The 22,716-nt window shown below is 69.8% G+C and carries 24 protein-coding genes; 9 read left to right on the top strand and 15 right to left on the bottom strand.

The annotated features are described in order from the left end of the window. Nucleotide 1: 1 nt before the first annotated feature. Nucleotides 2–871: a carbohydrate ABC transporter permease gene (locus tag Q0Z83_RS09540; RefSeq protein ID WP_317793474.1), complete on the top strand. Its 870-nt coding sequence runs from the start codon at nt 2–4 to the stop codon at nt 869–871. 329 nt (nt 872–1,200) lie between these two features. On the opposite strand, the gene Q0Z83_RS09535 is transcribed toward Q0Z83_RS09540, so the two are convergent. Continuing rightward, on the bottom strand, nt 1,201–2,622 hold the full coding sequence (locus Q0Z83_RS09535; RefSeq protein ID WP_317793473.1) for an aldehyde dehydrogenase family protein: 1,422 nt from the start codon (nt 2,620–2,622) through the stop codon (nt 1,201–1,203). A 451-nt stretch (nt 2,623–3,073) separates the two neighbouring features. On the opposite strand from Q0Z83_RS09535, the gene Q0Z83_RS09530 reads away from it, so the two are divergent. The 4 genes from Q0Z83_RS09530 (at nt 3,074) to Q0Z83_RS09515 (ending at nt 6,931) form a co-directional block, all read left to right on the top strand. After that, nucleotides 3,074–4,351 carry an MFS transporter gene (locus Q0Z83_RS09530; RefSeq protein ID WP_317793472.1) on the top strand — a complete coding sequence of 426 codons (1,278 nt, stop codon included), beginning with the start codon at nt 3,074–3,076 and terminating at the stop codon, nt 4,349–4,351. Continuing rightward, entirely contained in the window at nt 4,348–5,097 is a 750-nt protein-coding gene (locus Q0Z83_RS09525) for an N-acyl homoserine lactonase family protein (protein ID WP_317793471.1), read from the top strand. The genes Q0Z83_RS09530 and Q0Z83_RS09525 overlap by 4 nt, the downstream gene beginning before the upstream one ends. Before the next feature lie 68 nt (nt 5,098–5,165). After that, the gene (locus Q0Z83_RS09520; RefSeq protein WP_317793470.1) at nt 5,166–6,209 is read left to right on the top strand and encodes an MBL fold metallo-hydrolase; all 1,044 of its coding nucleotides are present in this window, start codon (nt 5,166–5,168) and stop codon (nt 6,207–6,209) included. Next, nucleotides 6,209–6,931, top strand: a complete 723-nt coding sequence (locus tag Q0Z83_RS09515) for an alpha/beta hydrolase (protein WP_317793469.1) — start codon at nt 6,209–6,211, stop codon at nt 6,929–6,931. The genes Q0Z83_RS09520 and Q0Z83_RS09515 overlap by 1 nt, the downstream gene beginning before the upstream one ends. A gap of 421 nt (nt 6,932–7,352) precedes the next feature. Here Q0Z83_RS09515 and Q0Z83_RS09510 read toward each other — a convergent pair whose 3' ends face one another. The 6 genes from Q0Z83_RS09510 to Q0Z83_RS09485 all read right to left on the bottom strand — a co-directional run bounded on the left by Q0Z83_RS09510 (nt 7,353) and on the right by Q0Z83_RS09485 (nt 13,397). After that, the gene (locus Q0Z83_RS09510) at nt 7,353–8,381 is read right to left on the bottom strand and encodes a carboxylate-amine ligase (protein WP_317793468.1); all 1,029 of its coding nucleotides are present in this window, start codon (nt 8,379–8,381) and stop codon (nt 7,353–7,355) included. Continuing rightward, complete coding sequence (locus tag Q0Z83_RS09505) at nt 8,350–8,853, bottom strand: RDD family protein (protein ID WP_317793467.1); 504 nt, start codon at nt 8,851–8,853, stop codon at nt 8,350–8,352. The genes Q0Z83_RS09510 and Q0Z83_RS09505 overlap by 32 nt, the downstream gene beginning before the upstream one ends. Then, nucleotides 8,850–9,224 (bottom strand): hypothetical protein, encoded by a 375-nt coding sequence (locus Q0Z83_RS09500; RefSeq protein ID WP_317793466.1) that lies wholly within the window; start codon nt 9,222–9,224, stop codon nt 8,850–8,852. Before Q0Z83_RS09500 ends, Q0Z83_RS09505 begins: the two co-directional genes overlap by 4 nt. Then, nucleotides 9,221–11,902 (bottom strand): cation-translocating P-type ATPase, encoded by a 2,682-nt coding sequence (locus Q0Z83_RS09495; RefSeq protein WP_317793465.1) that lies wholly within the window; start codon nt 11,900–11,902, stop codon nt 9,221–9,223. Before Q0Z83_RS09495 ends, Q0Z83_RS09500 begins: the two co-directional genes overlap by 4 nt. Before the next feature lie 9 nt (nt 11,903–11,911). Then, nucleotides 11,912–12,409 carry a DUF6069 family protein gene (locus Q0Z83_RS09490; protein ID WP_317793464.1) on the bottom strand — a complete coding sequence of 166 codons (498 nt, stop codon included), beginning with the start codon at nt 12,407–12,409 and terminating at the stop codon, nt 11,912–11,914. An 88-nt stretch (nt 12,410–12,497) separates the two neighbouring features. Further along, nucleotides 12,498–13,397, bottom strand: coding sequence for a hypothetical protein (locus Q0Z83_RS09485; protein ID WP_317793463.1), 900 nt, complete (start codon nt 13,395–13,397; stop codon nt 12,498–12,500). A 210-nt stretch (nt 13,398–13,607) separates the two neighbouring features. Here Q0Z83_RS09485 and Q0Z83_RS09480 point away from each other — a divergent pair, with 210 nt between their 5' ends. Further along, the gene (locus Q0Z83_RS09480) at nt 13,608–13,958 is read left to right on the top strand and encodes a MerR family transcriptional regulator (RefSeq protein ID WP_317793462.1); all 351 of its coding nucleotides are present in this window, start codon (nt 13,608–13,610) and stop codon (nt 13,956–13,958) included. Nucleotides 13,959–14,021: 63 nt separating this feature from the next. Here Q0Z83_RS09480 and Q0Z83_RS09475 read toward each other — a convergent pair whose 3' ends face one another. The 6 genes from Q0Z83_RS09475 to Q0Z83_RS09450 all read right to left on the bottom strand — a co-directional run bounded on the left by Q0Z83_RS09475 (nt 14,022) and on the right by Q0Z83_RS09450 (nt 19,243). Then, nucleotides 14,022–14,804, bottom strand: coding sequence for an ABC transporter permease (locus tag Q0Z83_RS09475; protein WP_317793461.1), 783 nt, complete (start codon nt 14,802–14,804; stop codon nt 14,022–14,024). Further along, nucleotides 14,801–15,763, bottom strand: coding sequence for an ATP-binding cassette domain-containing protein (locus Q0Z83_RS09470; protein WP_317793460.1), 963 nt, complete (start codon nt 15,761–15,763; stop codon nt 14,801–14,803). The genes Q0Z83_RS09475 and Q0Z83_RS09470 overlap by 4 nt, the downstream gene beginning before the upstream one ends. 178 nt (nt 15,764–15,941) lie before the next feature. Next, nucleotides 15,942–16,787, bottom strand: coding sequence for a DUF4097 family beta strand repeat-containing protein (locus Q0Z83_RS09465; protein ID WP_317793459.1), 846 nt, complete (start codon nt 16,785–16,787; stop codon nt 15,942–15,944). 44 nt (nt 16,788–16,831) lie between these two features. Then, nucleotides 16,832–17,365, bottom strand: coding sequence for a toxin-antitoxin system HicB family antitoxin (locus tag Q0Z83_RS09460; RefSeq protein ID WP_317793458.1), 534 nt, complete (start codon nt 17,363–17,365; stop codon nt 16,832–16,834). 57 nt (nt 17,366–17,422) lie between these two features. Continuing rightward, nucleotides 17,423–18,304, bottom strand: a complete 882-nt coding sequence (locus Q0Z83_RS09455) for an aminoglycoside phosphotransferase family protein (protein WP_317793457.1) — start codon at nt 18,302–18,304, stop codon at nt 17,423–17,425. Nucleotides 18,305–18,367: 63 nt separating this feature from the next. Further along, nucleotides 18,368–19,243 (bottom strand): LysR family transcriptional regulator, encoded by an 876-nt coding sequence (locus Q0Z83_RS09450; protein ID WP_317793456.1) that lies wholly within the window; start codon nt 19,241–19,243, stop codon nt 18,368–18,370. Nucleotides 19,244–19,327: 84 nt separating this feature from the next. On the opposite strand from Q0Z83_RS09450, the gene Q0Z83_RS09445 reads away from it, so the two are divergent. Continuing rightward, nucleotides 19,328–20,497 (top strand): MFS transporter, encoded by a 1,170-nt coding sequence (locus Q0Z83_RS09445; RefSeq protein ID WP_317793455.1) that lies wholly within the window; start codon nt 19,328–19,330, stop codon nt 20,495–20,497. Between the two features lie 34 nt (nt 20,498–20,531). On the opposite strand, the gene Q0Z83_RS09440 is transcribed toward Q0Z83_RS09445, so the two are convergent. Next, nucleotides 20,532–20,855 carry a hypothetical protein gene (locus Q0Z83_RS09440; RefSeq protein ID WP_317793454.1) on the bottom strand — a complete coding sequence of 108 codons (324 nt, stop codon included), beginning with the start codon at nt 20,853–20,855 and terminating at the stop codon, nt 20,532–20,534. On the opposite strand from Q0Z83_RS09440, the gene Q0Z83_RS09435 reads away from it, so the two are divergent. Then, on the top strand, nt 20,854–21,480 hold the full coding sequence (locus tag Q0Z83_RS09435; protein ID WP_317793453.1) for a maleylpyruvate isomerase family mycothiol-dependent enzyme: 627 nt from the start codon (nt 20,854–20,856) through the stop codon (nt 21,478–21,480). The genes Q0Z83_RS09440 and Q0Z83_RS09435 overlap by 2 nt on opposite strands. Here the strand turns inward: Q0Z83_RS09435 and Q0Z83_RS09430 are convergent. Continuing rightward, nucleotides 21,450–22,253: a TetR/AcrR family transcriptional regulator gene (locus Q0Z83_RS09430; protein WP_317793452.1), complete on the bottom strand. Its 804-nt coding sequence runs from the start codon at nt 22,251–22,253 to the stop codon at nt 21,450–21,452. The genes Q0Z83_RS09435 and Q0Z83_RS09430 overlap by 31 nt on opposite strands. A gap of 102 nt (nt 22,254–22,355) precedes the next feature. On the opposite strand from Q0Z83_RS09430, the gene Q0Z83_RS09425 reads away from it, so the two are divergent. After that, entirely contained in the window at nt 22,356–22,613 is a 258-nt protein-coding gene (locus tag Q0Z83_RS09425; RefSeq protein WP_317793451.1) for a hypothetical protein, read from the top strand. Nucleotides 22,614–22,716: the final 103 nt, after the last annotated feature.

The following is a 22,716-nucleotide window of genomic DNA, read 5'->3' as shown; positions in this document are numbered from 1 at the left end:
GATGACGGCCGTCGACTTGGGCCCCGCACAACGGACCACTCCCCGAACACGGATCATGCGGCTCAACTGGCTGGGCGCAACCACCGGGTGGCTATGGCTGCTCGTCGTGATGGTGCCGATCTACTGGGTCGTCATCACCAGCTTCAAGACCCAGTCCAACTACTTCGTCACCAACACGTTCGCACCCCCGTCAGAGCCGACTCTCAAGAACTATTCGATGGTCGTACAGAACGACTTCGTCCGCTACTTCGTCAACAGTGTCGTCGTCTCGGTCGGCGCGGTGGTCCCGGCGGTCACGATCTCGTTCATGGCGGCGTACGCGATCGTCCGCGGCGCCGGGAACCGGTGGCTCAGGTCGATCAACTCGCTGTTCCTGCTGGGCCTGGCCATCCCGCTGCAGGCAGTGATCATTCCCGTCTACCTGATCATCATCCGGCTCCAGATGTATGACACGCTGATGGCGATCATCCTGCCTTCGATCGCGTTCGCCATCCCGCTGTCCGTCCTGGTGCTGGCGAACTTCATCCGCGACGTGCCGCGCGAATTGTTCGAGTCGATGCGGCTCGACGGCGCGACCGAGTGGGGAACCCTGTGGCGGCTGGCCTTCCCGCTGACACGTCCCGCGCTGGTCACGGTGACCATCTACAACGCGCTTGCCGTCTGGAACGGATTCCTGCTGCCGCTCGTGCTCACCCAGACCCCCGAACAGCGCACCATGCCGCTCGCGTTGTGGACTTTCCAGGGGCAGTTCGGGGTGAACGTGCCGGCCGTCGCGGCATCGGTAACCCTCACCACGATTCCCATCGTCCTGCTATACGCGATCGGCCGGCGGCAACTACTGAGCGGACTGACCGCCGGATTCGGTAAGTAGCACGTCGGAGACAGCCCACGGGCCATGAGCCCGATCCGGGGGCCGTCAGCTGCCACCGCAGCTGACGGCCCCGATTTCGCTAAAGCGCAGGGCGGGCCCGAGGGGTACCGCCGTGAGGGGTTACCGCAGTGACTCCCAGAACGACGCGCTACTGCCTAACCTCGCGATCCAAGTCATCCGTACCGGTCAGAACGCACGACGCCTGCAGACCGCAGGCGTCACCGTGGCCGGCTACCGCGGCCGCAGCAGGGGCAGGAGGCAAAAAGATGCCGGGATCAGCCCTTGGCACAAGACCGCGAGGGCTGTCCCGGCAACCGCGTCGCCGAGGTTCAGGCCAGCTGCGACACGACGGACTTCGTCTCCAGGTAGTTCTCCAGAGCCTCCGGACCGCTCTCCCGACCCCATCCCGACTGCCGATAGCCGCCGGCGGGCATGTGTGCCCCACCCGCACGGTGCACGTTGATGCCTACCCGCCCGGCCCGCAGACGCCGCGCCACCGAGTGTGCCAGCGCGCCGTCGCGGGTCCAGACACTGGAGGCGAGCCCGTACGAGCTGTCGTTGGCCAGTGCAACGGCTTGTTCGGTGTCGGAGAACGGCATGACACCCAGCACCGGGCCGAAGATCTCCTCGCGCATCACCGTCATGGACTGATCGACCTCCGCCAGGACCGTGGGCTCGAAGAAGAAGCCCTGTTCTCCGACGCGCGAACCGCCGCTGACGACGCGGGCGCCGTCACGTACGCCCTGCCCGACATAGCCTGCGACCCGGTCGAGTTGCTTCTGCGAGATCAGCGGGCCGAGGTCGGCGTCCGGGTCGGTTCCCGGTCCCAACCGCATCGCACGACCGGCCTGCGCCACCCCTTCGACGACCTGTTCGTACACCGACTCGTGCACGAACAGCCGGGTGCCGGCCGCACACACCTGGCCGGAGTTCCAGAAGACCGCGGATGCCGCTCCGGGGATCGCCTCGTTCAGGTCGGCGTCACCGAACACGATGACCGGGGACTTGCCGCCGAGTTCGAGCGTCAGCTTCTTCATGTTTCCCGTGGCCGCGTGCACGATGAGGCGACCGACCTCCGTCGACCCGGTGAACGAGATGAGGTCGACGTCCGGATGCTCGGCCAAAGCGGCGCCGGTCTGCTCACCGACTCCGGTGACCACGTTGACCACGCCAGCCGGAACGCCGGCTTCGAGAAGGATCTGTCCCAGCCACAACGACGTCAGGGGCGTCTCCTCCGCGGGTTTGAGCACGCACGAGCAGCCCGCGGCCAGAGCCGGGGCAAGCTTCTTCGCGGCCATGCTCAGCGGTGCGTTCCACGGCGTGATGAGACCGGCGACGCCGATCGGTTCGCGCAGGGTGTAGCCCTGCACGCGGCGGTCGGCGGGCCCGAGGTCGATCGTCCGGCCGTGGATCTTGTCGGCCCATCCCGCGTAATAGCGGAACTGGGCGGCGGCCTCGAGCACCATGCTCTTGGCCTGCGCCACCGGCAGACCGAGGTTGAGGCTCTCCCACCGGGAGAGGTCGTCGGCCCGTTGCCGCATGAGGTCACCGGCGCGCCACAGAATCGCGCCGCGCTCAGCGCCCGCGAGTGCCCGCCACCGTCCTTGCTCGAAGGACTCCCGCGCGGAGGCGACGGCCAGGTCGACGTCCTTCGTGCCGCCGTCGGCCACCGACGCGATGACCGAACCCGTGGCGGGGTCGAACACGGGAATCGTCGTCGACGGCGTTGTCCAGCTGCCGTCGATGAGCATGCCGACAAGGCTGTCGCCCTGGAGAAACGCCGGAGGCGGGGCACTCGTACTCGAGGACATCGCAGTCGACCAGACCTTCCCGAGAGTTCCTAAATACGAACCATTGGTCGCTATGACGACATAGTTTCACCCTGGTACATGGGTGTCAACGGGACCACAGCACTCGCCGCAAACCTCGTTCCCGGCTATTGACGGGCAGGTTGCGACACCGTTACCTTCCGGAAACAGTTCCGTATTTCAAATCCCAGTTCGTATATAAGAACTCGACTCGGTGTGGAACCACGCCGCAACACCCCGGCACCGACACCGAGCGACCACACATGATCCGCCCTCGCCGAAGAGCATCAGAGGAGTTGGTTCCATGTCCGTTCCACATTCCCCCGAAGACCTGCGAAGCGACGTCCCGTCATCGGCTGAGCCGCCGCCTACCGCCCCCGGCAAAATGCGCAAGGTGGCCCTCGCCAGCTTCCTCGGCACCGTCATCGAGTTCTACGACTTCGGCATCTACGCCACCGCAGCGGCCCTCGTCTTCGCCAGCGCCTTCTTCCCCGCCCTCGGCGAGCAATCCGGCACCATCGTCGCGTTCGCCACCCTGGGCGTCGCCTTCGTAGCCCGCCCACTCGGAGCCGTCCTGTTCGGCCACATCGGCGACCGCCTGGGACGCAAACGCACCCTGATCGCCACCATGTCGCTGATGGGCGCCGCCACCGTCCTGATCGGCCTGCTGCCCACCGCCGCGACCATCGGCGTCATGGCACCGATCCTGCTCGTGCTGCTGCGCATCGCGCAGGGCCTGGCCGCCGGAGGCGAATGGGCCGGCGCCGCCCTGTTCACCTCCGAACACGCCCCCAGGGACCGCCGCGGCTTCTGGGCGATGTTCACCAACCTCGGCGGGGCGACCGCGAACATCCTGTCGATGGGCACGTTCCTGCTCACCGGCCTCTACATGAGCGACGACGACTTCGTCGCCTGGGGATGGCGAGTACCGTTCCTGATCAGCGTCGTCCTGGTCTTCGTCGGCCTGTACGTCCGGCTGCGCATCGAGGAGACCCCCGCCTTCACCGCCTCCGCCAAACGCGGCGAGGCCGGCACCGGCCTGCCCTTCAAAGAAGCCCTCGCCCACCAGTGGAAGGAAATCCTGCTCGGCGCAGGATCACTGGTGATGGCCTTCTCCCTCGGCTACATCGGCATCGCGTTTCTCACCAACTACGGCACCGCAACGCTCGGACTCGCCCGCACCGACGTACTCGCCGCCGGCATGTTCGGCAACCTCGTCAACTGCCTGGCCATCTTCTCCGGAGGCGTCCTCAGCGACCGCTTCGGGCGCCGCCGCGTCCTGCTCACCGCCAACGGCGTGGGCGTCGTCTGGGCCCTGCTGCTGTTCCCCGTCCTCGACATCGGCACCCTCGGAGCCTTCTGGCTCGGCCAGACGGTGACATTCATGATCGCCGGCATCGGATTCGGCATCGCCGGCTCGTTCCTGTCCGAGCTCTTCCACACCCGCTACCGCTACACCGCCTCAGGGCTGGCCTACAGCAGCGCCGGTGTCCTCGGAGGCGCCATCCCACCCCTGGTGGCGGCGACCCTGATCGGCACCTACGGCGGTTTCGTGTTCGGCGCCTTCCTGGCCGGATACTGCCTGCTCGGCTTGCTGTGCACACTCGCGGTCAAGGAAACACGCGGCCGGGACCTCGTCGAGGACGCGCTGCCGCGCGAGGCGACCGGATGAGTTTGCAGATCACCGCCGTCGGCGTAGGGCGCGTGTTCGGGCTGCCGAAACCGTCGCTGACGTACCAGCGCGGCTGGGGTGAAACCCTCGACATCCCGTTGATCATGTTCGTGATCCAGGGCGGCCGCGCACCCGTGGTCGTCGACACCGGAGCCGACCTCGAGCGGGCCTGGAAGCACCACAGCATCCGGATGCAACAGACACCCGCCGAACAACCGGCCGCGGCACTGCGTCAGCTGGGCGTGGACCCGGCAGACGTGCACGTGGTCGTCAACACCCACTTACACTGGGACCACAGCTCCAACAACCACCTCTTCCCCAACGCGCGGATCGTCGTCCAGCAACGCGAGATCGACTACGCCCGCCACCCGGTGCCCTGGCACCGGCGGCAATTCGAGCACCTGCCGGATCTGGACGCCGCCTGGCGGTCCGCCGAGAACCGCATCAACGCGATCGACGGCGACACCGAGCTGGCACCAGGGATCTCGGCAGTAGCACTACCGGGGCACACACCCGGCTCACAGGGCATCGTGGTGCAAGCCGCCACCACCCGCTACCTGATAGCCGGCGACTGCGTCGACCTCTACGAGAACTGGTCCGGTGACGACGAAGCCGAGCACATCCCCTCCGGGTTCTTCACCGACATCGTCGCCTACCAGGACAGTCTTCAGCGCATCGAGAAACTCGACTGCGAAGTGATCCCGAGCCACGACCCCCTCGTGCTCGAACGCCGAGTGTTCCGCTGAAGCAGACACCCATCCGGCTGCTTGCCCTGCGAACCGATCCGACCCCGGAGAAGGACCACGGACCGACGATGGAAACCACTACCCCGCACCTCGCGAACGCGGCCGTGCCGAACGCTGAAAAACCGGCACGGCAGATCGACGGATTCGCGGTGCGAGGCGGCGTCTGGGCGACGGCGATCCCGTTTCCCAGCCCGCTGGCCTACTCCTACTCCTACTCGCTGCGATACCCCGCAGGCCTGGTCGTGGTCGACCTCGGATGGAACGGCGACACCGCCTGGGATGCCTTCTGCCGTGGCCTGGCCCGAGCCGGTGGCAGCCTCGACGACGTGATCGGCGTCGTCGCCACACACGCCCACCCGGACCACTACGGTCTCGCCGGCCGGATCCGGGAACACACCGGTGCGTGGATCGGGGCGCATCCCGCCGAGCGCTCCCAGATCCGCGTCGGCGAATCCGAACGCCGATCACGGCTCACCGCCATCGACGGCTGGCTGCGCGGCTGCGGCGTGCCCAGCACAGTCCTGACCGGTCTGCACGACGAAATGACCCGCCTGGAAGCGGCGATACCGTCGATCGAGCCGGACATCCTGCTCACCGACACCGCCAAGGTGCCCGGCACCAGCGGACGGCTGATCGCACTGCACACGCCCGGCCACACCCCCGGCTCGCTGTGCTTCCACGACAGCGAACGCGACCTGCTCTTCACCGGCGACCACGTCCTGCCGAAGGTCACCCCCAACATCGCGAAACGACCCGGCTCAACAGCAGACCCGCTACACGACTTCATGTCCTCCCTGCACCGGCTACGGCAGTTCACCGACGCCACGGTGCTGCCGGGCCATGAATGGACATTCGACCGGCTCAGCGAACGACTGGACGCCATCGGCGCACATCATCGAACACGACTGGCGGAGGTCGAGCAGGCCGTCCGGCACGGCTGCGGCACCGTCTGGGAGGTGGCTCAAGCGGTGACCTGGGCCCGGCCCTTCAACACTTTCACCTCCCGATCCCTGCGGTCGGCGCTGGGCGAAACCTACGCACACCTGCAACGGCTCACCGCCGACGGCCGGCTGACGCACCGGCCGGGACCACCGGAGAACTGGAGCCGATGATGGCGAACTTCGTCCTCCTGCACGGCGGCCGGCACGGCGGCTGGTGCTGGCGCCGGGTCACCACCCGGCTCCGCGCAGCCGGCCATGAGGTGCACACACCCACCCTGACCGGGTCGGGAGAACGCGCACACCTACTCACCCCGCACATCGGCCTCGACACCCATGTGCGTGACCTGGCCGCCGTCTTCCACTACGAAGACATCACCGACGCGGTACTCGTCGCGCACAGCTACGGAGGCATGGTCGCCTGCGGCGCGATGCAACAGATCGCCGACCGGGTACGCAGCCTGGTACTACTCGACGCCCATCTACCCCACGAGGGCGAGTCGGTCTTCGACCTGAACGGGCCGCAACGCGCCGACGCGATGATCGCCCTGGCGAACCAGTCCGGTGAAGGCTGGTACATCCCGCCGGCCGACGCCGGCCGCTACGGCATCACCGACCCCGCCGACCGGGCCTGGGCCAACGCCCGGATGACCGCACAGCCCTTGAAGACCTACCAAGACCCGTCCGGCCCGACCGATCGAGCCTGGTCACATCCCGGCCTGTTCGTCGAATGCGTCCCTTCATCACTCGAACCCCACTTACTCGACCGGGCCCGCGCACGCAGCGCCGCCGATACCCGTATCGGCTATCGCGTGCTGTCCGCTGCCCACAACGCGATGGTCACCGCACCAGAAGCGCTGACGACCCTATTGACCGAGGTGCTCGCCTCCGAGTAGGCCGACGACCAGGCGAGGCCATAGCGTGTAGTGCGGCGGGTCCGAGACCGCGGCCGCCGCACCGTCCATCGGCACAGATACGGGTCACAGACGACTTTGATCGGCCATCCGCCGTCGACGGGAACCACGACATCAGTCACGAACGACGCCAGATCCAAGCCAGGAACGCGGCGGCGTACGCCTGCTTCCTGCCCAACCAATCACGCTGCGCGTACCAGAGCCCGCTACCGCTATGGCACTCACCCGCCTGGATCACCGCATCCGACCTGGGTGGATCCATCGCTTCGTTCCGCAAACGAGTTTTCGGAGGACGGATCAAAACTTCATAGAAAAACATCGAACCTTGACCGGCATTTACGCTGGTCAGGGTTACGAGTAGTCGGGCTGACAGGATTTGAACCTGCGACCCCTTGCTTGTGGGTCAGATCCGGGCCGGGACCGTCTCGGCGGCCAGTGCTCCGACGAATCCGCTGGTCGGACCATATTTCTGCCAGAGGTGGCGCTGACGTCGCGCGCCTGTCCCCTCCCGCCGCAGCCGCTCGATCCCGGCGTAGACCTCCCCGGTGTCGCCGGCCGCGTCCAGCTGTGGGGTGATCTTGGTGAGCAGTCGGGCGGTCTGACCGGCCCGGCCGCGCGCGACCGCCAACAACTCCTGGCTGACCACCTGCCCCGGAGCCGGGACCAGCTTCTCCCGACGGCGGATGTCCTCGATCAGGGTGGCCACCAACGCGCGGGTGATCCCGGCGAACAGCACCGTGTCGTCCACGCTCAGACCGGTGTCGGCGACCCGTACCTCGATCGTCGGATAACGCGCCGACAGCCGGGCCAGGAAGTAGACGCCCGACGCGTCGACCGCCGTGCCCGCGGCGACCAGTGACCTGACCTCCTGGTCGTAGCGTTCGGCGCTGGGCCAGACGGCCGGCGGCCGGAAGGTCGGCCAGTGCAGCTGCTCCCGATAGCGGACACTGTCCCAGCCGGTGTCACCGGCCCGGGCCACCGGCGAGTTCACGGTGAGTGAGAGCAGGGCGGGCAGCCACGGCCGGATCCGGGACAGCACCGCGGTGGCCAACTCCCGGTCCGGGATGCCGATGTGCACGTGACAGCCGCAGGTGCCGCCGGCCGCGGACGCCTTCGGGAACCGTTCGGCGAGCCGGTGGTAGCGGTCCTCGCCGGTGAGCGCGTCCAGCGGCCCGGAGCGGAACGGCGGCGCCCCGCTCGCGACCAGGTAGACCCCGGCGGCCTCAGCGGCTTCGGCGGCGGTCAGGCGCAACCGGGTCGATTCCCGGCGCAGTTCGTCCAGCCCGGTGCAGACGGACGTGGCCGTCTCCAGCTGGTAGGCCATGTACTCGGGTTTGATTCGGTCGTCGTCGATCCGGCGCATCACGTCCGGGGCGGCCGGCGCGACCGCCCCGTCCGGGTCAAGTAGTAGGAACTCTTCCTCGACTCCCATGGTCAGCACCACTCGAAGGTGCGATAGGGGAGGTTCCGGAGGCCTCATCCTCGCGGGGTGAGCTCCGGACGACGGTGGTTCGGGCCAGCTTGTCGTGCAGGCCCTGATGCCTACGGTCGAACAACAACCACAAGGCCAGGATCGGCAGGTACGCCAGCAGCAGCCCGCGGACGAGTCCGGCGACCAGTCGTGGCGACCGGCCGTCCCGGTTCACCACCCGCAGCCCGAACACCAACTGCCCCGGGGTGCGCCCGGCCAGGATCCAGAACCCCGAGCAGTACAGCGCCATGAGGGTCGGCAGGAACACCACATAGGTCGAGAGCACGATCTTGGCCAGCTCCCGGCCCTCGCTGCCGAGGACCGAGGCGACGAGCGCGAAGGTCAGCGTCGCCACCCCGGCCATCACGGACACGATCAGTGCGTCCAGCACGTACGCCGCCAACCGGCTGACCAGCCCGGCGTACGGGTTCATGGCGCCGTCTCGGTGTTCCCGTTCCGGGTCCAGCGCAGGGTCAGACGGTCCACCGCGTCGTCCCCGGCGGCCGCTCCGGCGCGGACCCGGCCGACGACCTCGCCGACCATGTTGTCGCGCTGGCCGCGAACCAGGGCGCGGATCCGCTCCGGTTCGCGTTCCAGCAGCTGTAGCACTCGGTCGAGCTGGATCTCGACGACCCGCTCGACGATCGGTGAGGTGGCGATCGCGGTGATCAGCGAGTCCATCAGACGGGTCCGGCTGGCGGCCCCGCGCTCGGCCAGTTCCTTCTGGTCGGCCAGCGTCTCGGCGGCACGGGAGATCGCGCCGATCGCCACATCGCCCCACTGCAGCAGGCCGGGGATTCTCATCGCCGCCTCCGGATCACCATCTTGCGGATTTCCGTCGGCACCACCACGAGCGTGCCGGCGACCAGGCAGATCAGCCACTGGCCGAGGTCCAGGCTGACCGTCGCCAGCAGCTTCTGGAACAGCCCGAACTCGGTGGCCAGCACGATCGCGGCCGCCGACATCCCGGTGGTGATCAGGAACCGCTTGTCACCGAAGGTCTCCAGGCTGAACACCGAACGGATGTCGCTGCGCACGGTCAGCGAGAAGGCCAGGTTGGCGATGGAGAAGGCGGTCAGGCCCATGGTCCGGCTGGTGTCCAGGTCGTAGGTCCCGTCGGCCCACCAGATCACCAGGAGCGAGAGCACACCCATCACCAGGCCGAGGAAGCCCAGCCAGCCCAGAGCGCCCCGGGTCAGCAGCGGCTCGTCGGACCTGCGCGGCTTGTGCGACATGATGTCCGGCTCGGCCTTGCCGTAGCCGATGCCGACGGACTGGAACACCTGGGTGGTGAAGTTCAGCCAGAGGCTCTGCAGCGGCAGGAACGGCACACCGGCGGCGATGTTGAAGATGCTCGACCCGAGGAACGTGATGATCATGCCGACCAGCACGCCCATCTGGAAGAAGATGTACTTCTTCAGGTTCGCATAGAGACCCCGGCCCAGCTCGACAGCCTTCACGATGGTGGCGAAGTCGTCGTCGGTGAGGATCATCGCGGCGGCCTCTTTGCTGACCTCGGTGCCGGTGATCCCCATCGCGATGCCGATGTCCGCCTTCTTCAGGGCGGGCGCGTCGTTCACCCCGTCGCCGGTCATCGCGACGATGTGGCCCTTGCGTTTGAGCACCTCGACCAGGCGTACCTTGTGCTCCGGGGTGACCCGGGCGATCACGCCGATGCCGTCGATCTCCCGGTCCGCCTCCTCGTCGCTCATCGCGCCGAACTCGGCCCCGGTGATGGCCCGGCCACGGATGCCGAGCTTGCCGGCGATGGCCGCCGCGGTCACCGCGTGGTCGCCGGTGATCATGCGGACCTCGATGCCCGCGGAGTGCGCCTCCTTGATCGCGGTCAACGCCTGCGGGCGGGGCGGGTCGACGATCCCGACCAGAGCCATCGGCTCCAGCCCGGCCAGCAGCGGCAGCAGATCTGCGCCCGGGTCGAAGTCGTCCGGGTCGAAGTCCTTCCGGGCGGTGGCCAGCACCCGCAGGCCCTGCTGGGCGAGCCGGGTGTTCTCGGCCAGGTACTTCACCGCGTCCTCGTCGGCCACCTCGCACCGGGCCAGCAGCTGGTCCGGGGCACCCTTGACGAAGCAGCGGACCACCTCGCGGCCGTCTTCGGTCGTCATCCGGTGGAACGTCGCCATCAGCTTGTACGCAGCGTCGAACGGCAGCTCGGCCAGCCGTGGGAACCGCTCCCGGGTCGCCTCGGAGTCCAGCCCGCCCTTCTCGGCGAGCACCACCAGGGCGCCCTCGGTCGGGTCACCGATCATGTCGCCGTCCCGGACCACCGCGTCCGAGCAGAGGATCATCGGCAGCAGGTACTCCTCCAGGGACACGTCCGGGTCCCCGGCCACCTTCTTGATCACACCGTCGGTCGAGTAGCCGCCGCCGGAGACCGTGTACCGCCGGCCCGGGATCACCAACTCCACCGCGGTCATCTGGTTCAGCGTCAGCGTGCCGGTCTTGTCGGAGTTGATCGCCGACGTGGAGCCGAGGGTCTCGGTCGAGCGCAGCCGTTTCACGATCGCGTTCGACTTCGCCAGCATCTGGGTGCCGAGCGACAGGATCGTGGTCACCACGGCGGGCAGGCCGGTCGGGATCGCCGACACCGCGAACGCGACGGCCGCGGTGAACACCACACCGAACTCGTTGCCGCGGGCCAGGTTGATGATCACCGAGGCGAGCAGCGCGATCCCGGCGATCACCAGGATCTGGTTGGTGAGCTTGCTGAGCTGGCGGGTCAGCGGGGTGTCCGCGTCCTTCTCGGTCTGCAGCATGCCGGAGATCCGGCCCACCTCGGTGTTCATACCGGTCGCGGTGACCAGCAACTCCCCCGCGCCGCGGGTCACGTTGGTGTTCATGTACGCCATGTCGGAGCGGTCACCCAGCGCGGTGTCGGCCGACGCCACCGCCGCGATGTCCTTGGACACCGGCAGGCTCTCGCCGGTCAGCGCCGACTCGTCGATCTCCAGGGTCGCCGCGCGCAGCAGCCGGCCGTCGGCCGGAACCACGTCACCGGCCTCCATCGAGACGACGTCACCCGGCACCAGTTCCTCGGCCGGGATCTCGATCAGGGTGCCGTCCCGACGTACCCGCGCCTTGATGATCATCATCTTCTGCAGTGCGTCGATCGCGGCGGCCGCCTTGCCCTCCTGGTGCAGGCCCAGGGCGGCGTTCAACAGCGTCAGCGCGATCAGCAGGATGCCGGTGCCGTACTGCTTCAACGGGTAGAGGCTGCCGATACCGGCGGCCAGCAGCACGATCTGCATCGGGTCGGCGTACTGCCGGACGAAGGACCGCCACCAGGGCTCCTTCTTCGCCTCGGCGAACCGGTTCGGGCCGAACTTCTCCCGGCGTTTCACGACCTCGTCTTCGCTGAGGCCGCGATGCCTGTCGACCTGTTCGGCCTCGAGCGCCTCAGGGACGGACAGCACATGGAACGCGGGTGCCTCCGCGGCGTTCGGCGGCTCGGTCATCGTGGCCATCTGCACTCCTTACCGGTACGGACGGGGGTAGGGACGGGGCGCCTGACGCGGGACCACCGGGATGATCGACGTCTTCGCCGTGCCCGCGACCAGCGAGCCGATCGCGACGCCGAGCACGAAGTTCAAGCCGGCCGTGTACATCCGCACGCCCAGGTCGGCGTCGGTCACGAACGGCGCCAGCATGGCCACCACCGTGGCCAGGGCGATCACCCAGCCGAAGAAACGCATGGGCCGGGGCGTGGTCAGGATCAGCACGTGGATCAGGCCGGTGGCGGCCAGCGCGGCCAGGGCGGCACCCAGCGCGTACCAGCCGGTCGAGGCGTCACCCCAGACCCCCTGGCCCTTCGGCGCCAGCACCTCGATGTCGAACAGGCCGCGGCCCAGCAGAATGCCGGCGATCGCGATCAGGGCCGCCACGGCCGCGGTCGCCGCGCCGCCGGCCCACAGTTTCCCGGCGTTGATGGTCGGGCTCGGCCGGGGGTCGCCGGGCGTGTTCAATCCGGACATGGGTCCTCCTCGCGGGACACGGGTAACCGGCCCCGAGCGTCGCCGCGCCCGGGGTCACAGCGCCTCATCCGGCGTGGATGAACCCGTCTCAGGCGGCCGGCAGCGCCTCCGGCCGGCGGCGGGCCACGCCCGCGAGCAGGTCGGCGATCTGGATCCGTGGGTCGGCGCGGGAGTCGGCCATCACCAGGCCGACCAGCGGTGACGGGCCGTCACCGACGGCCAGCGCCCGTTGCAGCCGGGCCAGCCGGGCGGCGGTCAGGGCGCTCTGCTCGTCGTGGATCACCAGGACCTGACGCCGGCCGGCGCTCCAGTGCCGGATGGTGTCGGCCAGCGCCCGCAGCATCGGCTCCAGCGGCGGCGGGATGCTCCGGTCGCCGTCGTCCAGGCGGGCCACGATCGTCGCGACCCGCGCCTCGGTGATCCGGCCGAGCACGTCGGCGGCCGGCCCGCCGACCCGGGCCAGCGAGTCACGGGCCCGCAGGAACCGCCCGGCCTCCGGACCGCCGGGCACCCGACGCCGGGTGCGAACCATCCCGGCGAAGGCGTCCAGGAAGGCGGTCCAGTCGGCACCGGCGTCCCGGGCCAGATACAGATCGTCGGCCGCGGACCGGTGCACCCGGGTCAGCGATCGATAGGACGCCTCCCCCAGCAGCAGGTCGACGACCTGGGTGACCAGGAAGAACTCCTTGTCGATCCGGTGCACGTGAGCCCGCCCGCGCAGCCCGGTCAGCAACCGGTCCAGGGCCGCCGGGGCATCCGGCCGGCGCAGGAACCAGCCCGACTTCACCTCGACGGGTGAGATCCGCATCGCGGCGATCAACTCGACCGCCTCGGCCGCCGACAGGTCCACACTCGCGTGGGTGATCACCGGTTCGGTCGAGCGCAGCAGGTTCGCGCCGGAGAACCCGGACTCGTCACAGGCGATCTCCAGGACGGGCCCGGCGGGTGTCCCGGTCGGCGGCAGCCCACCCTGCAACGGCGACGGCATGCCGACCATGCTGGGCCGTCCGTCCCGGCCCGACAACCGAATTCAGCCGGTTCCCCGATGGTTCGATACGTTTCGAACGGTTCGCCGCCCGGGGTCATATCGTTTCCCATCACTTGCGCCGAGGGGATCGCGTAAACGACGCGCAAGTTGCACGATGTCCTTACCGGACGTCATCCGGCCACGCCGATCGTGGCCGTTCGAGGAGGGCACATGCGGATCGGTGACGCCGCTGCGGCGGCCGGAACGACACCCCGGGCGCTGCGCTTCTACGAGGCGAACGGCCTGCTCCCGCCACCGCAACGAACCGTCACCGGACAGCGCGTCTACGGCCCACGCGACGTGTCCCGGCTACGTCTCATCCGGCAACTGCTCAGCCTGGGCCTGACCGTCGCCGATCTGCGCGACCGCGCCGACCGCCTGCACCTGCTGGAGAACAGGACACCCCCGGGGTACGGCGATCCGCGCCCGACCGGTGTCGTCTCCCGGCACATCGCCACGCTGAACGCCGAGATCGCCCGCCTGACCCGCCTACGCGACCGCTTGGCCGCCCGCACCCGCTGAACGATCGACGGGGGCTCTTCCCGCTGTGCTGAGACAGCGGGGAGAGCCCCCGTCGAGACGCGGTCAGCGGGCGGCGCGCTTGTTGTACTTGCGTTTGGCCCACACGTAGGACAGTGCCGAGATCACCGCACACCAGGCCAGGGCGATCACCGCGCTGTCGCCGATCCCGGTGCCGAGCAGCAGACCGCGCAGGGTCTCGATGATCGGGGTGAACGGCTGGTACTCGGCGAACACCCGAAGGCCGCTCGGCATCGTCTCGGTGGGCACGAAGCCACTGCCCAGGAACGGCAGCAGGCTCAGGAACATGGGCGTGTTGCTGGCCGTCTCCACACTGTCGGCGACGATGCCGAGCGCCACCGCGAACCAGGTCAACGCGAACGCGGTCGCGGTCAGCACACCGGCCACGGCCAGCCATTCGAGCGGGGTGGCGTTCGGCCGGAACCCGATCAGCAGGGCCACCCCGAGCACCGCGAACAGGGCGATGAAGATCTGCACCATGCTGCCGAGCACGTGCCCGGTCAACACCGACGCCCGGGCGATGGCCATGCTGCGGAACCGGTCGACGATGCCCTCGGTCATGTCCATCGCCACCGAGATCGCGGTTCCGGCGACCGCCCCGGCCACGGTGAACAGCAGGATCCCGGGGGTCAGGTAGTCGACGTAGGCGTCCCGGCCGCCGCCCAGCCCGGCACCGACCGCACCACCGAACACGTACACGAACAGCAGCAGGAAGATCACCGGGAGCCCGATCAGCATGATCGTCAGCGACGGATAGCGCCGCAGATGCAGCAACTGCCGCCGGAACATGGTGCCGGAGTCGGTGAGGGTGTGTGCCAGGGTCGTCATCGGGTCTCCTCGAAGGTGCCGGCCGGCTTGCCGGTGAAGGCGAAGAACACGTCGTCCAGATCGGGCGTGTGGATGGTCAGGTGGTCCGGCGCCACATGGACGCCGTCGAGCGTGGCCAGCACGGCCCGCAGCGACGCGATGTCACCGTCGCTCGGCACCTGCAGGGTCAGGGCGCTGTCGTCCCGGTTGGTGACATTCAAAACCGATGCGGCGGTACGGAGAGAGCCCGGCTCAGCGAAGCGGAGCAGCAGGTGGCCGCCCGGGATCCGGCGTTTGAGCTCGCCGGGTGTGCCCTCGGCGACGATCCGGCCGTGGTCGAGGACAGCGATCCGGTCGGCGAGCTGATCGGCCTCCTCCAGGTACTGGGTGGTGAGGAAGACGGTCACCCCCTCGGCGACCAGCTCCCGGACGATCTGCCACATCTCCACCCGGCTGCGCGGGTCGAGCCCCGTGGTCGGCTCGTCCAGGAAGATCAGCCGCGGGTCGCCGACCAGGGTCATCGCCAGGTCGACCCGGCGCTGCTGGCCGCCGGAGAGCAGCGACACCGGATTGGCCGCCGACTCGGCGAGGTCGAACCGCTCGATCAGGCGGCCGATCCTCCGCCTACCCTCGGTGCGGCCCAACCGGTTCAGGTCGGCCATCAGGCGCAGGTTCTCCCGTACCGTCAGAAGTTTGTCGACCGCGGCGAACTGCCCGGTGAGGCCGATCGCGGCGCGCACCGCGTCCGCCTCGCGGACCAGATCGTGTCCGGCCACCCGGACCGAACCGCCGTCCGCCTCCAGTAGCGTCGCGAGGATCCGGACCATGGTGGTCTTGCCCGCGCCGTTCGGGCCGAGCAACGCGAACACGGTGCCCTCGGTGACGGACAGGTCGATGCCGTCGAGGACGGTCGTGGTGCCGAAGGTCTTGCGCAGGCCGGCCACCGAGACGGCGGGCCGGGTGGTGACGGTCGTGGACATCTACGCCTCCAGGCGGTTTCCGGGCAGGATCCATCGCCGCCGGTGCCGCACGGGCCACCGCCGGGGTGATGGGCAGGACTCATCGCCGGCCGTGCCTCATGGGAGTCGGCCGGGGTGATGGGTGGGATTCATCGCCGGCCGTGCCTCGCGGGCACGGCCGGGGGTGGAGGAGGGCGGATCAGGCCCGGCGGATCACGATGTCGCCGAATGCGGTGCGGGCTCGCACCTCGGCCTGCTCGTCGGTCGTGGCCGGGCCGTCGGTACTGGTCATCTCGTTACGGACCCGGCCGTAGTGGGTGTGCACATCGAGGCGGGCGGCGGTGCCCGACCGGATGCCGATCTCGATGCCGCCGGCCGCGGTACGCAGCGTCGCCGTGCCACGGACCAGCTCACGGACACGAATCTCGCCGTTCGCGGTGTTCGCGGTCAGCGAGGCGGCCGCGTGGTCGGTGACGATGTCGCCGTTGGCCGAGTGAATCCGCAGCTCGCCGCCGGCGTGCCCGACCCAGCTCTCGCCGTTGCCGTTCTTCAGCACCGCCGGACCGCTCACCGACCGGAGCCGGAGCTTGCCGGAACCGGTCGTCAGCTTGGCGTCGCCGTCCACGCTCTCCACCGCGATCAGACCGTAACCGGTGTTCAGTACGGCGTTGCCGACGTGGTCGGCCTGCACGTCGCCGGCACCGCTGCGCAGTCGGCAGTCGCCCAGTTCGCCGGAGCATCGGATGCCGCCCGCACCGAGCCTGGCCTCGACCTCCGAACCGATCGGCAGCTCGACGAGCACATCGAGGACGCCGACCTTGCCGAAGACACCGAACGTGGGGTGCCGTGGACCGCGTACGGTCAGGGTGCCGGAGAGGAACTCGACGCGGGTCTGCTCGGCGGCCCGCCGGTCCCGCTCCTGGTCCTCCTCGGCCGGACGCACGTGGACGACCGTGTCCGACCGGTCGCTCGCCACCACCCGCAACTCGCCGGCGAGGATGTCGATCTCGGCGGTGATCGGGCCGGGAGTGTCGAAGGTGGGCATGGGACGGCTCCTGTCGGTCGGGGGGTTCGTCTGGCTCGACCGGCTCATCGGACCCAGCCGGTGAATCGCTGGCCACCGCTGGTCGCGGTCACCGTCGTGGTCGGGGTGGCGGGCCGGTCGCCGTCGGCCGCGGCCGAGGCGGCGCGGATCAGCCACGTGTTGATCGAGACGCCGGAGCGGGCGGCGGCCTGGTCGATCCGGTTCTTCAGGTGCTCGGGCAGGCGCAGACTGATCCGGACGGTCGCCTCGTCCTCACCGGGCGCGGCCGACGGAGCGGTCGCCGGGATCGGGTCGGGCGGCGGCGGGGCCGGAGTCTCGTCGGTCCACACGTCGGCCGGGGCCGGGGTCACGACGAAGCTGGGCTCGCGGTTGCGCAGGCGCAGGTCGACCGAGCCGGGAGCCAGGTCGCGGGTGATCTCGGCGGCCGCCTCGGACAGGGCGTCCAGCAGGGCGAGGCGGGTCGCCGACTCGAGTGGGGCGGTGAGCCGCTCGGCCAGCTCACGAGCGTCCTCACCGCCGGCGGCAGCAGCGAGCGCGAGCTCATGACGCAGCGCGTCGATGTAGGGGCGCAATTCCATGGCACCACTATGGCATCACAGTGATGCCACGCGCAACCCGATGGCGTCACCGTGGCATCACGCCCGGAAGACCGACACCAGCCGATGGCATCGCACCGGATCCTCGGTCAGCCCCGCCCCGAGTCCCCACAACCAGTAGTCGACGGCCCGATAGAGCACCCAGTCCCGCCCGTGCGCCGGTTCGACGCCGGCGGCCCGGACCACGATGTCGAAGCAGCGCACGACGTCGTCCGGTCGTGGCATCTCATCCAGCCGGGTCCACAGCACCCGCCCCAGGTCGAAGGCCCGATCACCGCGCATCAGCACCGGATCGACCACCAGCCAGGGCTCCCGGCCCCCACGCAACACCTGCTCCGCATGCAGGTCGCCGTTCACCGCGTCGTCGCCGGCCGCCAGGGACAGTCGTTGACCGATCACCAGCGTCTCGTCGAGGATCCGACCGTCGAACGGGCGGCCGAGCCGCTCCCACTCCTGCGGCATCGTCGCCATCCGGCGGGCGACGGCCGTCCCGGTGTCCGGCACGTGATCCGGCGCGGGCACCGCAAGGCGGTCCATCACCACGCCGAGCTCGTGCATCGCCTCGTCCACCGGCACGTCGTTCAGCGAGGTCGCCGACAGCCGTTCCAGCAGCATCACGCCGGCCTCGGCATCGGCGTCGACCAGCCGGACCGTGCCGCGCCCGTCCCAGAACCGCAGTGCGGCGATCAGCTCGGCGACATCCGGTCCCGGCGGGGTGAGCCGCAGAACGAACCCCTCACCCTCCCGGATCACCGGCACGACCAGTGCGTTCGAGCCGTGCGCGGGCGCACCGTCGATGGTCAGCCGCCACCGTGCGCACTGCTCGCGGACCGCCTCCGCAAGCCCGGCCAGCCATTCGCCCCCGCCGCGCCACCAGCGAGGTGACTCCAGAAACGACCGCGGAACCGTGAACCCACCCATCCGGAGCACGTTAGATCAAACCCGGCCGGACAGGGCGGCGGACCCACGGTCGACCGGGTCGGGTCAGAGGTAGGGGGCCATGGCTTCGACTATCGAGCGGAAGCGGGTGGCGGCCGGGCTCGGCGGTCGGTCGGTCCGCCAGGTCAGGCCGACGACACGTTCGGCTCCCGGAGCCGTCAGCGCCAGACCTGTCGAGCCGGTGGCACCGGCGAAACCCTCCGGGACCAGGGCGATGCCCAGGCCTGCCCCGACCAGACCCTCGATGGTGGCCAGGTCGCCGATCTCCAGGGCGATGCGCGGGGTCACCCCGGCCGCCGCGAACAGGCCGTCGACCAGGGCACGGAACCCGAAACCGGGTGGCACGGTGATGAAGTCCTCGCCGACGGCGTCGGACAGGCGCGCCCGACGGCGCGAGACCAGGCGGTGGCCCGGCGGCACGATCAGGGCGAGCTTCTGGGTCTGGAGAGCCAGCCAGCCGTACGGCCCACGCGGCTGCGGAGAGATCAACGCCAGTTCGGCCGCGCCCGACTCCAGGTCGGGCAGGATGACGTGGCCGGGTTCCTGGCGCAGTTCGATCCGCAGCCGAGGCGCCCGCTCCCGGACGTCGTGCAGGATCCGTGGCACCAACGAGGTGGCCATCGAGTCGAGGAACGCCAACCGCACCGTCCCCGACTCCGAGTCGAGCAGCCCGGCCAGATCGCGGCGCAACCTGTCATAACGGCCGACCACATCGCGCGCCGCGGCCAGGGTCAGGTCGCCGAGCGGGTTCGGGTGCACACCCCGGGCGTCCCGCTCGAACAGGCGCACGCCCAGCTCGGCCTCGACCCGGGCCAGCAGCCGGGACAGGCTGGGCTGGGTGGTGCCGAGGGCGGCGGCCGCCCCGGTCACGTGTTGATGATCACCCAGGGCGAGCAGGGCACGGAGATCTTCCAGCTGCATCGCGCTGAGCATACGCCGTACGCATGCGGTCGATGATTTTCATGCATTGGACGTATGCCGCAACCGGGGCGAACAGTGAGTGGCGTGAGCAGATATCACCGGGCCTGCCTCGCCCTGTTCGCCGCCGGCGTGGCCACGTTCGCCCTGCTGTACAGCACCCAGGCGCTGCTGCCGGAGCTGTCCGCGGCGTTCGGCGTGACCCCCGCGCAGAGCTCCTGGTCGCTGTCACTGGCGACGCTCGGGCTGGGGGTGGCACTGCTGGTGACCGGGCCGCTGTCGGAGAAGATCGGCCGGACCCCGCTGATCCACCTGTCGCTCACGCTGTCCGCGCTGGTCGGGCTGGCCTGCGCGTTCGCACCGACCTGGCACGCACTGCTCGGGCTCCGGCTGGCGCAGGGTGTCGCCCTGGCCGGGCTCCCCGCGGTCGCCACCGCGTACCTGCGCGAAGAGTTGCCCGCCGACCGGCAGGGACGAGCGGCCGGCCTGTACATCGGGGGCACCGCGCTGGGCGGGATGACCGGGCGACTGCTCAGTTCGATGGTCGCGGAGGCGTACGGCTGGCGGCTGTCCCTCGCGGCGGTGGCCGCCGTCGGCCTGATCTGCTCGGTGATCGTCGCGTCGCTGCTCCCGGCGTCGCGGAACTTCGCGGCCGGACCGCACGTGGCCCTGTCCCGGCGCGCGTTCACCGACCCGGCCCTGCTCAGCCTGTACGGCGTCGGCGCGGTGGCGATGGGCGCGTTCGTCGCCGTCTACAACGCGATGGGGTTCCGGTTGACCAGTGCGCCCTTCGCGCTGGGAGCGGCCGCGGCCGGCGCGGTGTTCCTGGTCTATCCGGCGGGCACGCTCAGCTCGGCGATCTCCGGACGACTCGCGGACCGGTACGGTCGTCGTGCCGTCATGCCGTTCGGGTGCCTGCTGACCGCGGCCGGGCTGCTGCTGACCGTGCCCGACAGGCTGCCGCTGACCGTGGCCGGGCTGGCCGTGATGACCGCCGGATTCTTCTGCGTGCACGGGGTGGCCAGTGGCTGGGTGCCGGTGCGCGCCCACGCCAACGGGGTGCCGGCCGGGCAGGCGGCGTCGCTCTACCTGTTCGCGTACTACGCCGGCTCGTCGGTCTTCGGCAACCTGGCCGGGACCGCGTGGTCCTACGGCGCCTGGCCGGCCGTGGTGCTGCTGGCATCGGCCTGCCTGGTGGTCAGCGGCCTGCTGGCGACCTCCCTGCGCCGGGTCCCGTCCCTGGTCGCCAGCCCCTGATCGCCGCCTTCGCGCCGGCCCGAGAACAGTACGGCTAGACCCGGATCAACCGGGTCGCGTCGAGGAGACCGGCGGCCGCCGCCGGATCGCCGGTGATCCGAGCCGGATCGATGTGGGCACCACCGATGATCAACGCCTTCCAGCCCGCCGTGGTCGCCTCGATCACGGCGTCGACGTCGCCGGGGATCGGCTCCCTGACGATCGCGGTCCCGCTCGGGGACACCGTGGCGAGATAGTCGACAGGCGATCTCCCGGCGGTCCGGGAGTCGGTCAGCCTGAGCCCGAGCCGCGCGGCGGCGGAGACGGGGCGGGCGTGCGCGCGCATCGCGAGGATGTCGTGTTGTTTAGTAGCAACCATGTCGGATGCCGTCTGGACCACCGTTCATCACGAGCGCGCCGCCCTGGCCGGAGATCTGGAGACGCTGCGACCCGAGCAGTGGACCGCACCCACCGCCTGCCCCGGCTGGGATGTCCACGACGTCGTCGCCCACCTGGTCGACGGTGCGAAGACGACCAGGTTCGGGTTCGTCCGGGACATGGTCGCGGCGCGGTTCGACTTCGACCGGCAGAACGAACTCGGCATCGCCCGTGAGCGGCGTGCCGACCCGGCCGAGACGCTCGCCGAGTTGCGGGCCGTCACCGGGCTCACCCGGACCCCGCCGGCGCCGCTCGCCACCCGGCTGGTCGAGGTATTCGTGCACGGTGCGGACATCCGGCGGGCGGTCGGGCTGACCGGCGACTATCCGCCCGAGCAGGTCGCGGTGGCGCTGGAGTTCCAGGTGCGCACGAGCGTCAAGATGGGCGGCGGCCGGGAGCGCGCGGCCGGCGTGCGGCTGGTCGCCGAGGACACCGCCGTCCGGATCGGGACCGGCCCGGAGGTACGCGGAACCGCGCTCGCGCTCCTGCTGGCGGTGTCCGGTCGTCCAGTGGATCCCGACGAGCTCACCGCCCCTCAGGGGTGGGCGAGTATCCGACCCAGGTGATAGTCGAGGGTCCGGCGCACGTCGGCGACCGAACGACGGCGGTGCAGCAGGTCGAGACCGAGCCCGGTGACACCGGCGACCAGCAGGTCCGCCTCACGGCCCGGGTCGACGCCCGGGCTCGGGCCGGCCGCCGCGATGAGGGCGGCGATCAGGTCTTCGAGCGGGCTCTCCGCGGCGAGGAACACGGCGGCGAAGGCAGGATCGGTGAGGCTGCGCGCGTAGTAGGCGGTCAACACGCCCAGCCCGGCGCGGCGCTCCTCGTCGAGCGGCAGGAACTCCTCCAGGGTGGCCCGCAGCAGAGCACGCGGATCCGACGGGTCGGGTAATGCCGCGATGCGTCCCAGCACCCGGCGCTCGTTGTCGGCGTGCAGCACCCGCAGGGCCGTGACCAGGAGATCCTGCTTGCCCGCGAAGTGGTACTGGACGACCCGCGCGGACACTCCGGCCTCCGCGGCCACCTCACGGATGCTGACCGACTGCAGCCCGCGGCTCCCGGCGATCCGCCAGACCGCTTCGACGACCTGCCGCCGCCGGCCGGTGACCGACGATCCGCCGCCCTCCGCGGACGGCGGCGAAGGAAGTGCGGACGGCGCCGAAGGATGTGCGGACGGCGGCGAAGGAGCAGGGCCGGGCGGAACCGATGGGACCGGCGGATCGCGGCGAGCACGATAGGCCCGCGCCTGACACGCCCGCGAACAGTAGACCGGTCGACGCCCCCGCCCGCCCGAGAGCACCGGCCCACGACAGACCGGACAGACGGTTTCGTCACGCATCTCGTGAGTCTATCCGCGCCGAATCCGTGACGAATCCCCTTCACAAGCACGAGAGAAGCTGATTTCGTGGATACGTTCGTATCACAGACGGGGGATAGCGAAATGAACGAGGCCGGCTACCGATTCGCCATGATCATCACGCTCGCGATCGGCTTCTGGGAGGGGCCGATGGCGATCATCTTCCGGGTGTTCACCGACAAGGAGCCGACCCTCCTGACCGCCGCCAACCATCTGCCCTCCCCCTGGTGTTACATGGCCGCCGTCGCGGCCACCGTCGCCGCGTTCGCGTTGATCGCGGTCCTGGACCTCAGGCGGAAGGCACTCCTCCGTGACGAGCCGGGATCAGCCACTACGCGGTGACCGGCCCGCAGGTCCCCGACCAGGAAGTTCCCGGAAAGGCTCAAGCCCTCTGGGGCGGTGCCGATGCGCAGGATGTCGTTTCCCTCAGCGACGAGCGGGGCGA

It is taken from the genome of Actinoplanes sichuanensis (assembly GCF_033097365.1).
GTDB lineage: Bacteria > Actinomycetota > Actinomycetes > Mycobacteriales > Micromonosporaceae > Actinoplanes > Actinoplanes sichuanensis.
Note: the sequence above shows the minus strand (reverse complement) of the source record. Positions and strands in the feature narration are given on the sequence as shown.

What these genes read in the sequence shown, in the direction of transcription:
- Q0Z83_RS09475 (WP_317793461.1), bottom strand. Translation starts at nt 14,804, where the DNA reads ATGACGACCCTGGCACACACCCTCACCGACTCCGGCACCATGTTCCGG.
- Q0Z83_RS09450 (WP_317793456.1), bottom strand. Translation starts at nt 19,243, where the DNA reads ATGCAGCTGGAAGATCTCCGTGCCCTGCTCGCCCTGGGTGATCATCAA.
- Q0Z83_RS09515 (WP_317793469.1), top strand. Translation starts at nt 6,209, where the DNA reads ATGGCGAACTTCGTCCTCCTGCACGGCGGCCGGCACGGCGGCTGGTGC.
- Q0Z83_RS09465 (WP_317793459.1), bottom strand. Translation starts at nt 16,787, where the DNA reads ATGCCCACCTTCGACACTCCCGGCCCGATCACCGCCGAGATCGACATC.
- Q0Z83_RS09485 (WP_317793463.1), bottom strand. Translation starts at nt 13,397, where the DNA reads ATGCCGTCGCCGTTGCAGGGTGGGCTGCCGCCGACCGGGACACCCGCC.
- Q0Z83_RS09430 (WP_317793452.1), bottom strand. Translation starts at nt 22,253, where the DNA reads ATGCGTGACGAAACCGTCTGTCCGGTCTGTCGTGGGCCGGTGCTCTCG.
- Q0Z83_RS09425 (WP_317793451.1), top strand. Translation starts at nt 22,356, where the DNA reads ATGAACGAGGCCGGCTACCGATTCGCCATGATCATCACGCTCGCGATC.
- Q0Z83_RS09510 (WP_317793468.1), bottom strand. Translation starts at nt 8,381, where the DNA reads ATGGGAGTCGAGGAAGAGTTCCTACTACTTGACCCGGACGGGGCGGTC.
- Q0Z83_RS09470 (WP_317793460.1), bottom strand. Translation starts at nt 15,763, where the DNA reads ATGTCCACGACCGTCACCACCCGGCCCGCCGTCTCGGTGGCCGGCCTG.
- Q0Z83_RS09490 (WP_317793464.1), bottom strand. Translation starts at nt 12,409, where the DNA reads ATGTCCGGATTGAACACGCCCGGCGACCCCCGGCCGAGCCCGACCATC.
- Q0Z83_RS09435 (WP_317793453.1), top strand. Translation starts at nt 20,854, where the DNA reads ATGTCGGATGCCGTCTGGACCACCGTTCATCACGAGCGCGCCGCCCTG.
- Q0Z83_RS09455 (WP_317793457.1), bottom strand. Translation starts at nt 18,304, where the DNA reads ATGGGTGGGTTCACGGTTCCGCGGTCGTTTCTGGAGTCACCTCGCTGG.
- Q0Z83_RS09480 (WP_317793462.1), top strand. Translation starts at nt 13,608, where the DNA reads ATGCGGATCGGTGACGCCGCTGCGGCGGCCGGAACGACACCCCGGGCG.
- Q0Z83_RS09535 (WP_317793473.1), bottom strand. Translation starts at nt 2,622, where the DNA reads ATGCTCATCGACGGCAGCTGGACAACGCCGTCGACGACGATTCCCGTG.
- Q0Z83_RS09495 (WP_317793465.1), bottom strand. Translation starts at nt 11,902, where the DNA reads ATGGCCACGATGACCGAGCCGCCGAACGCCGCGGAGGCACCCGCGTTC.
- Q0Z83_RS09540 (WP_317793474.1), top strand. Translation starts at nt 2, where the DNA reads ATGACGGCCGTCGACTTGGGCCCCGCACAACGGACCACTCCCCGAACA.
- Q0Z83_RS09440 (WP_317793454.1), bottom strand. Translation starts at nt 20,855, where the DNA reads ATGGTTGCTACTAAACAACACGACATCCTCGCGATGCGCGCGCACGCC.
- Q0Z83_RS09505 (WP_317793467.1), bottom strand. Translation starts at nt 8,853, where the DNA reads ATGAACCCGTACGCCGGGCTGGTCAGCCGGTTGGCGGCGTACGTGCTG.
- Q0Z83_RS09460 (WP_317793458.1), bottom strand. Translation starts at nt 17,365, where the DNA reads ATGGAATTGCGCCCCTACATCGACGCGCTGCGTCATGAGCTCGCGCTC.
- Q0Z83_RS09500 (WP_317793466.1), bottom strand. Translation starts at nt 9,224, where the DNA reads ATGAGAATCCCCGGCCTGCTGCAGTGGGGCGATGTGGCGATCGGCGCG.
- Q0Z83_RS09520 (WP_317793470.1), top strand. Translation starts at nt 5,166, where the DNA reads ATGGAAACCACTACCCCGCACCTCGCGAACGCGGCCGTGCCGAACGCT.
- Q0Z83_RS09525 (WP_317793471.1), top strand. Translation starts at nt 4,348, where the DNA reads ATGAGTTTGCAGATCACCGCCGTCGGCGTAGGGCGCGTGTTCGGGCTG.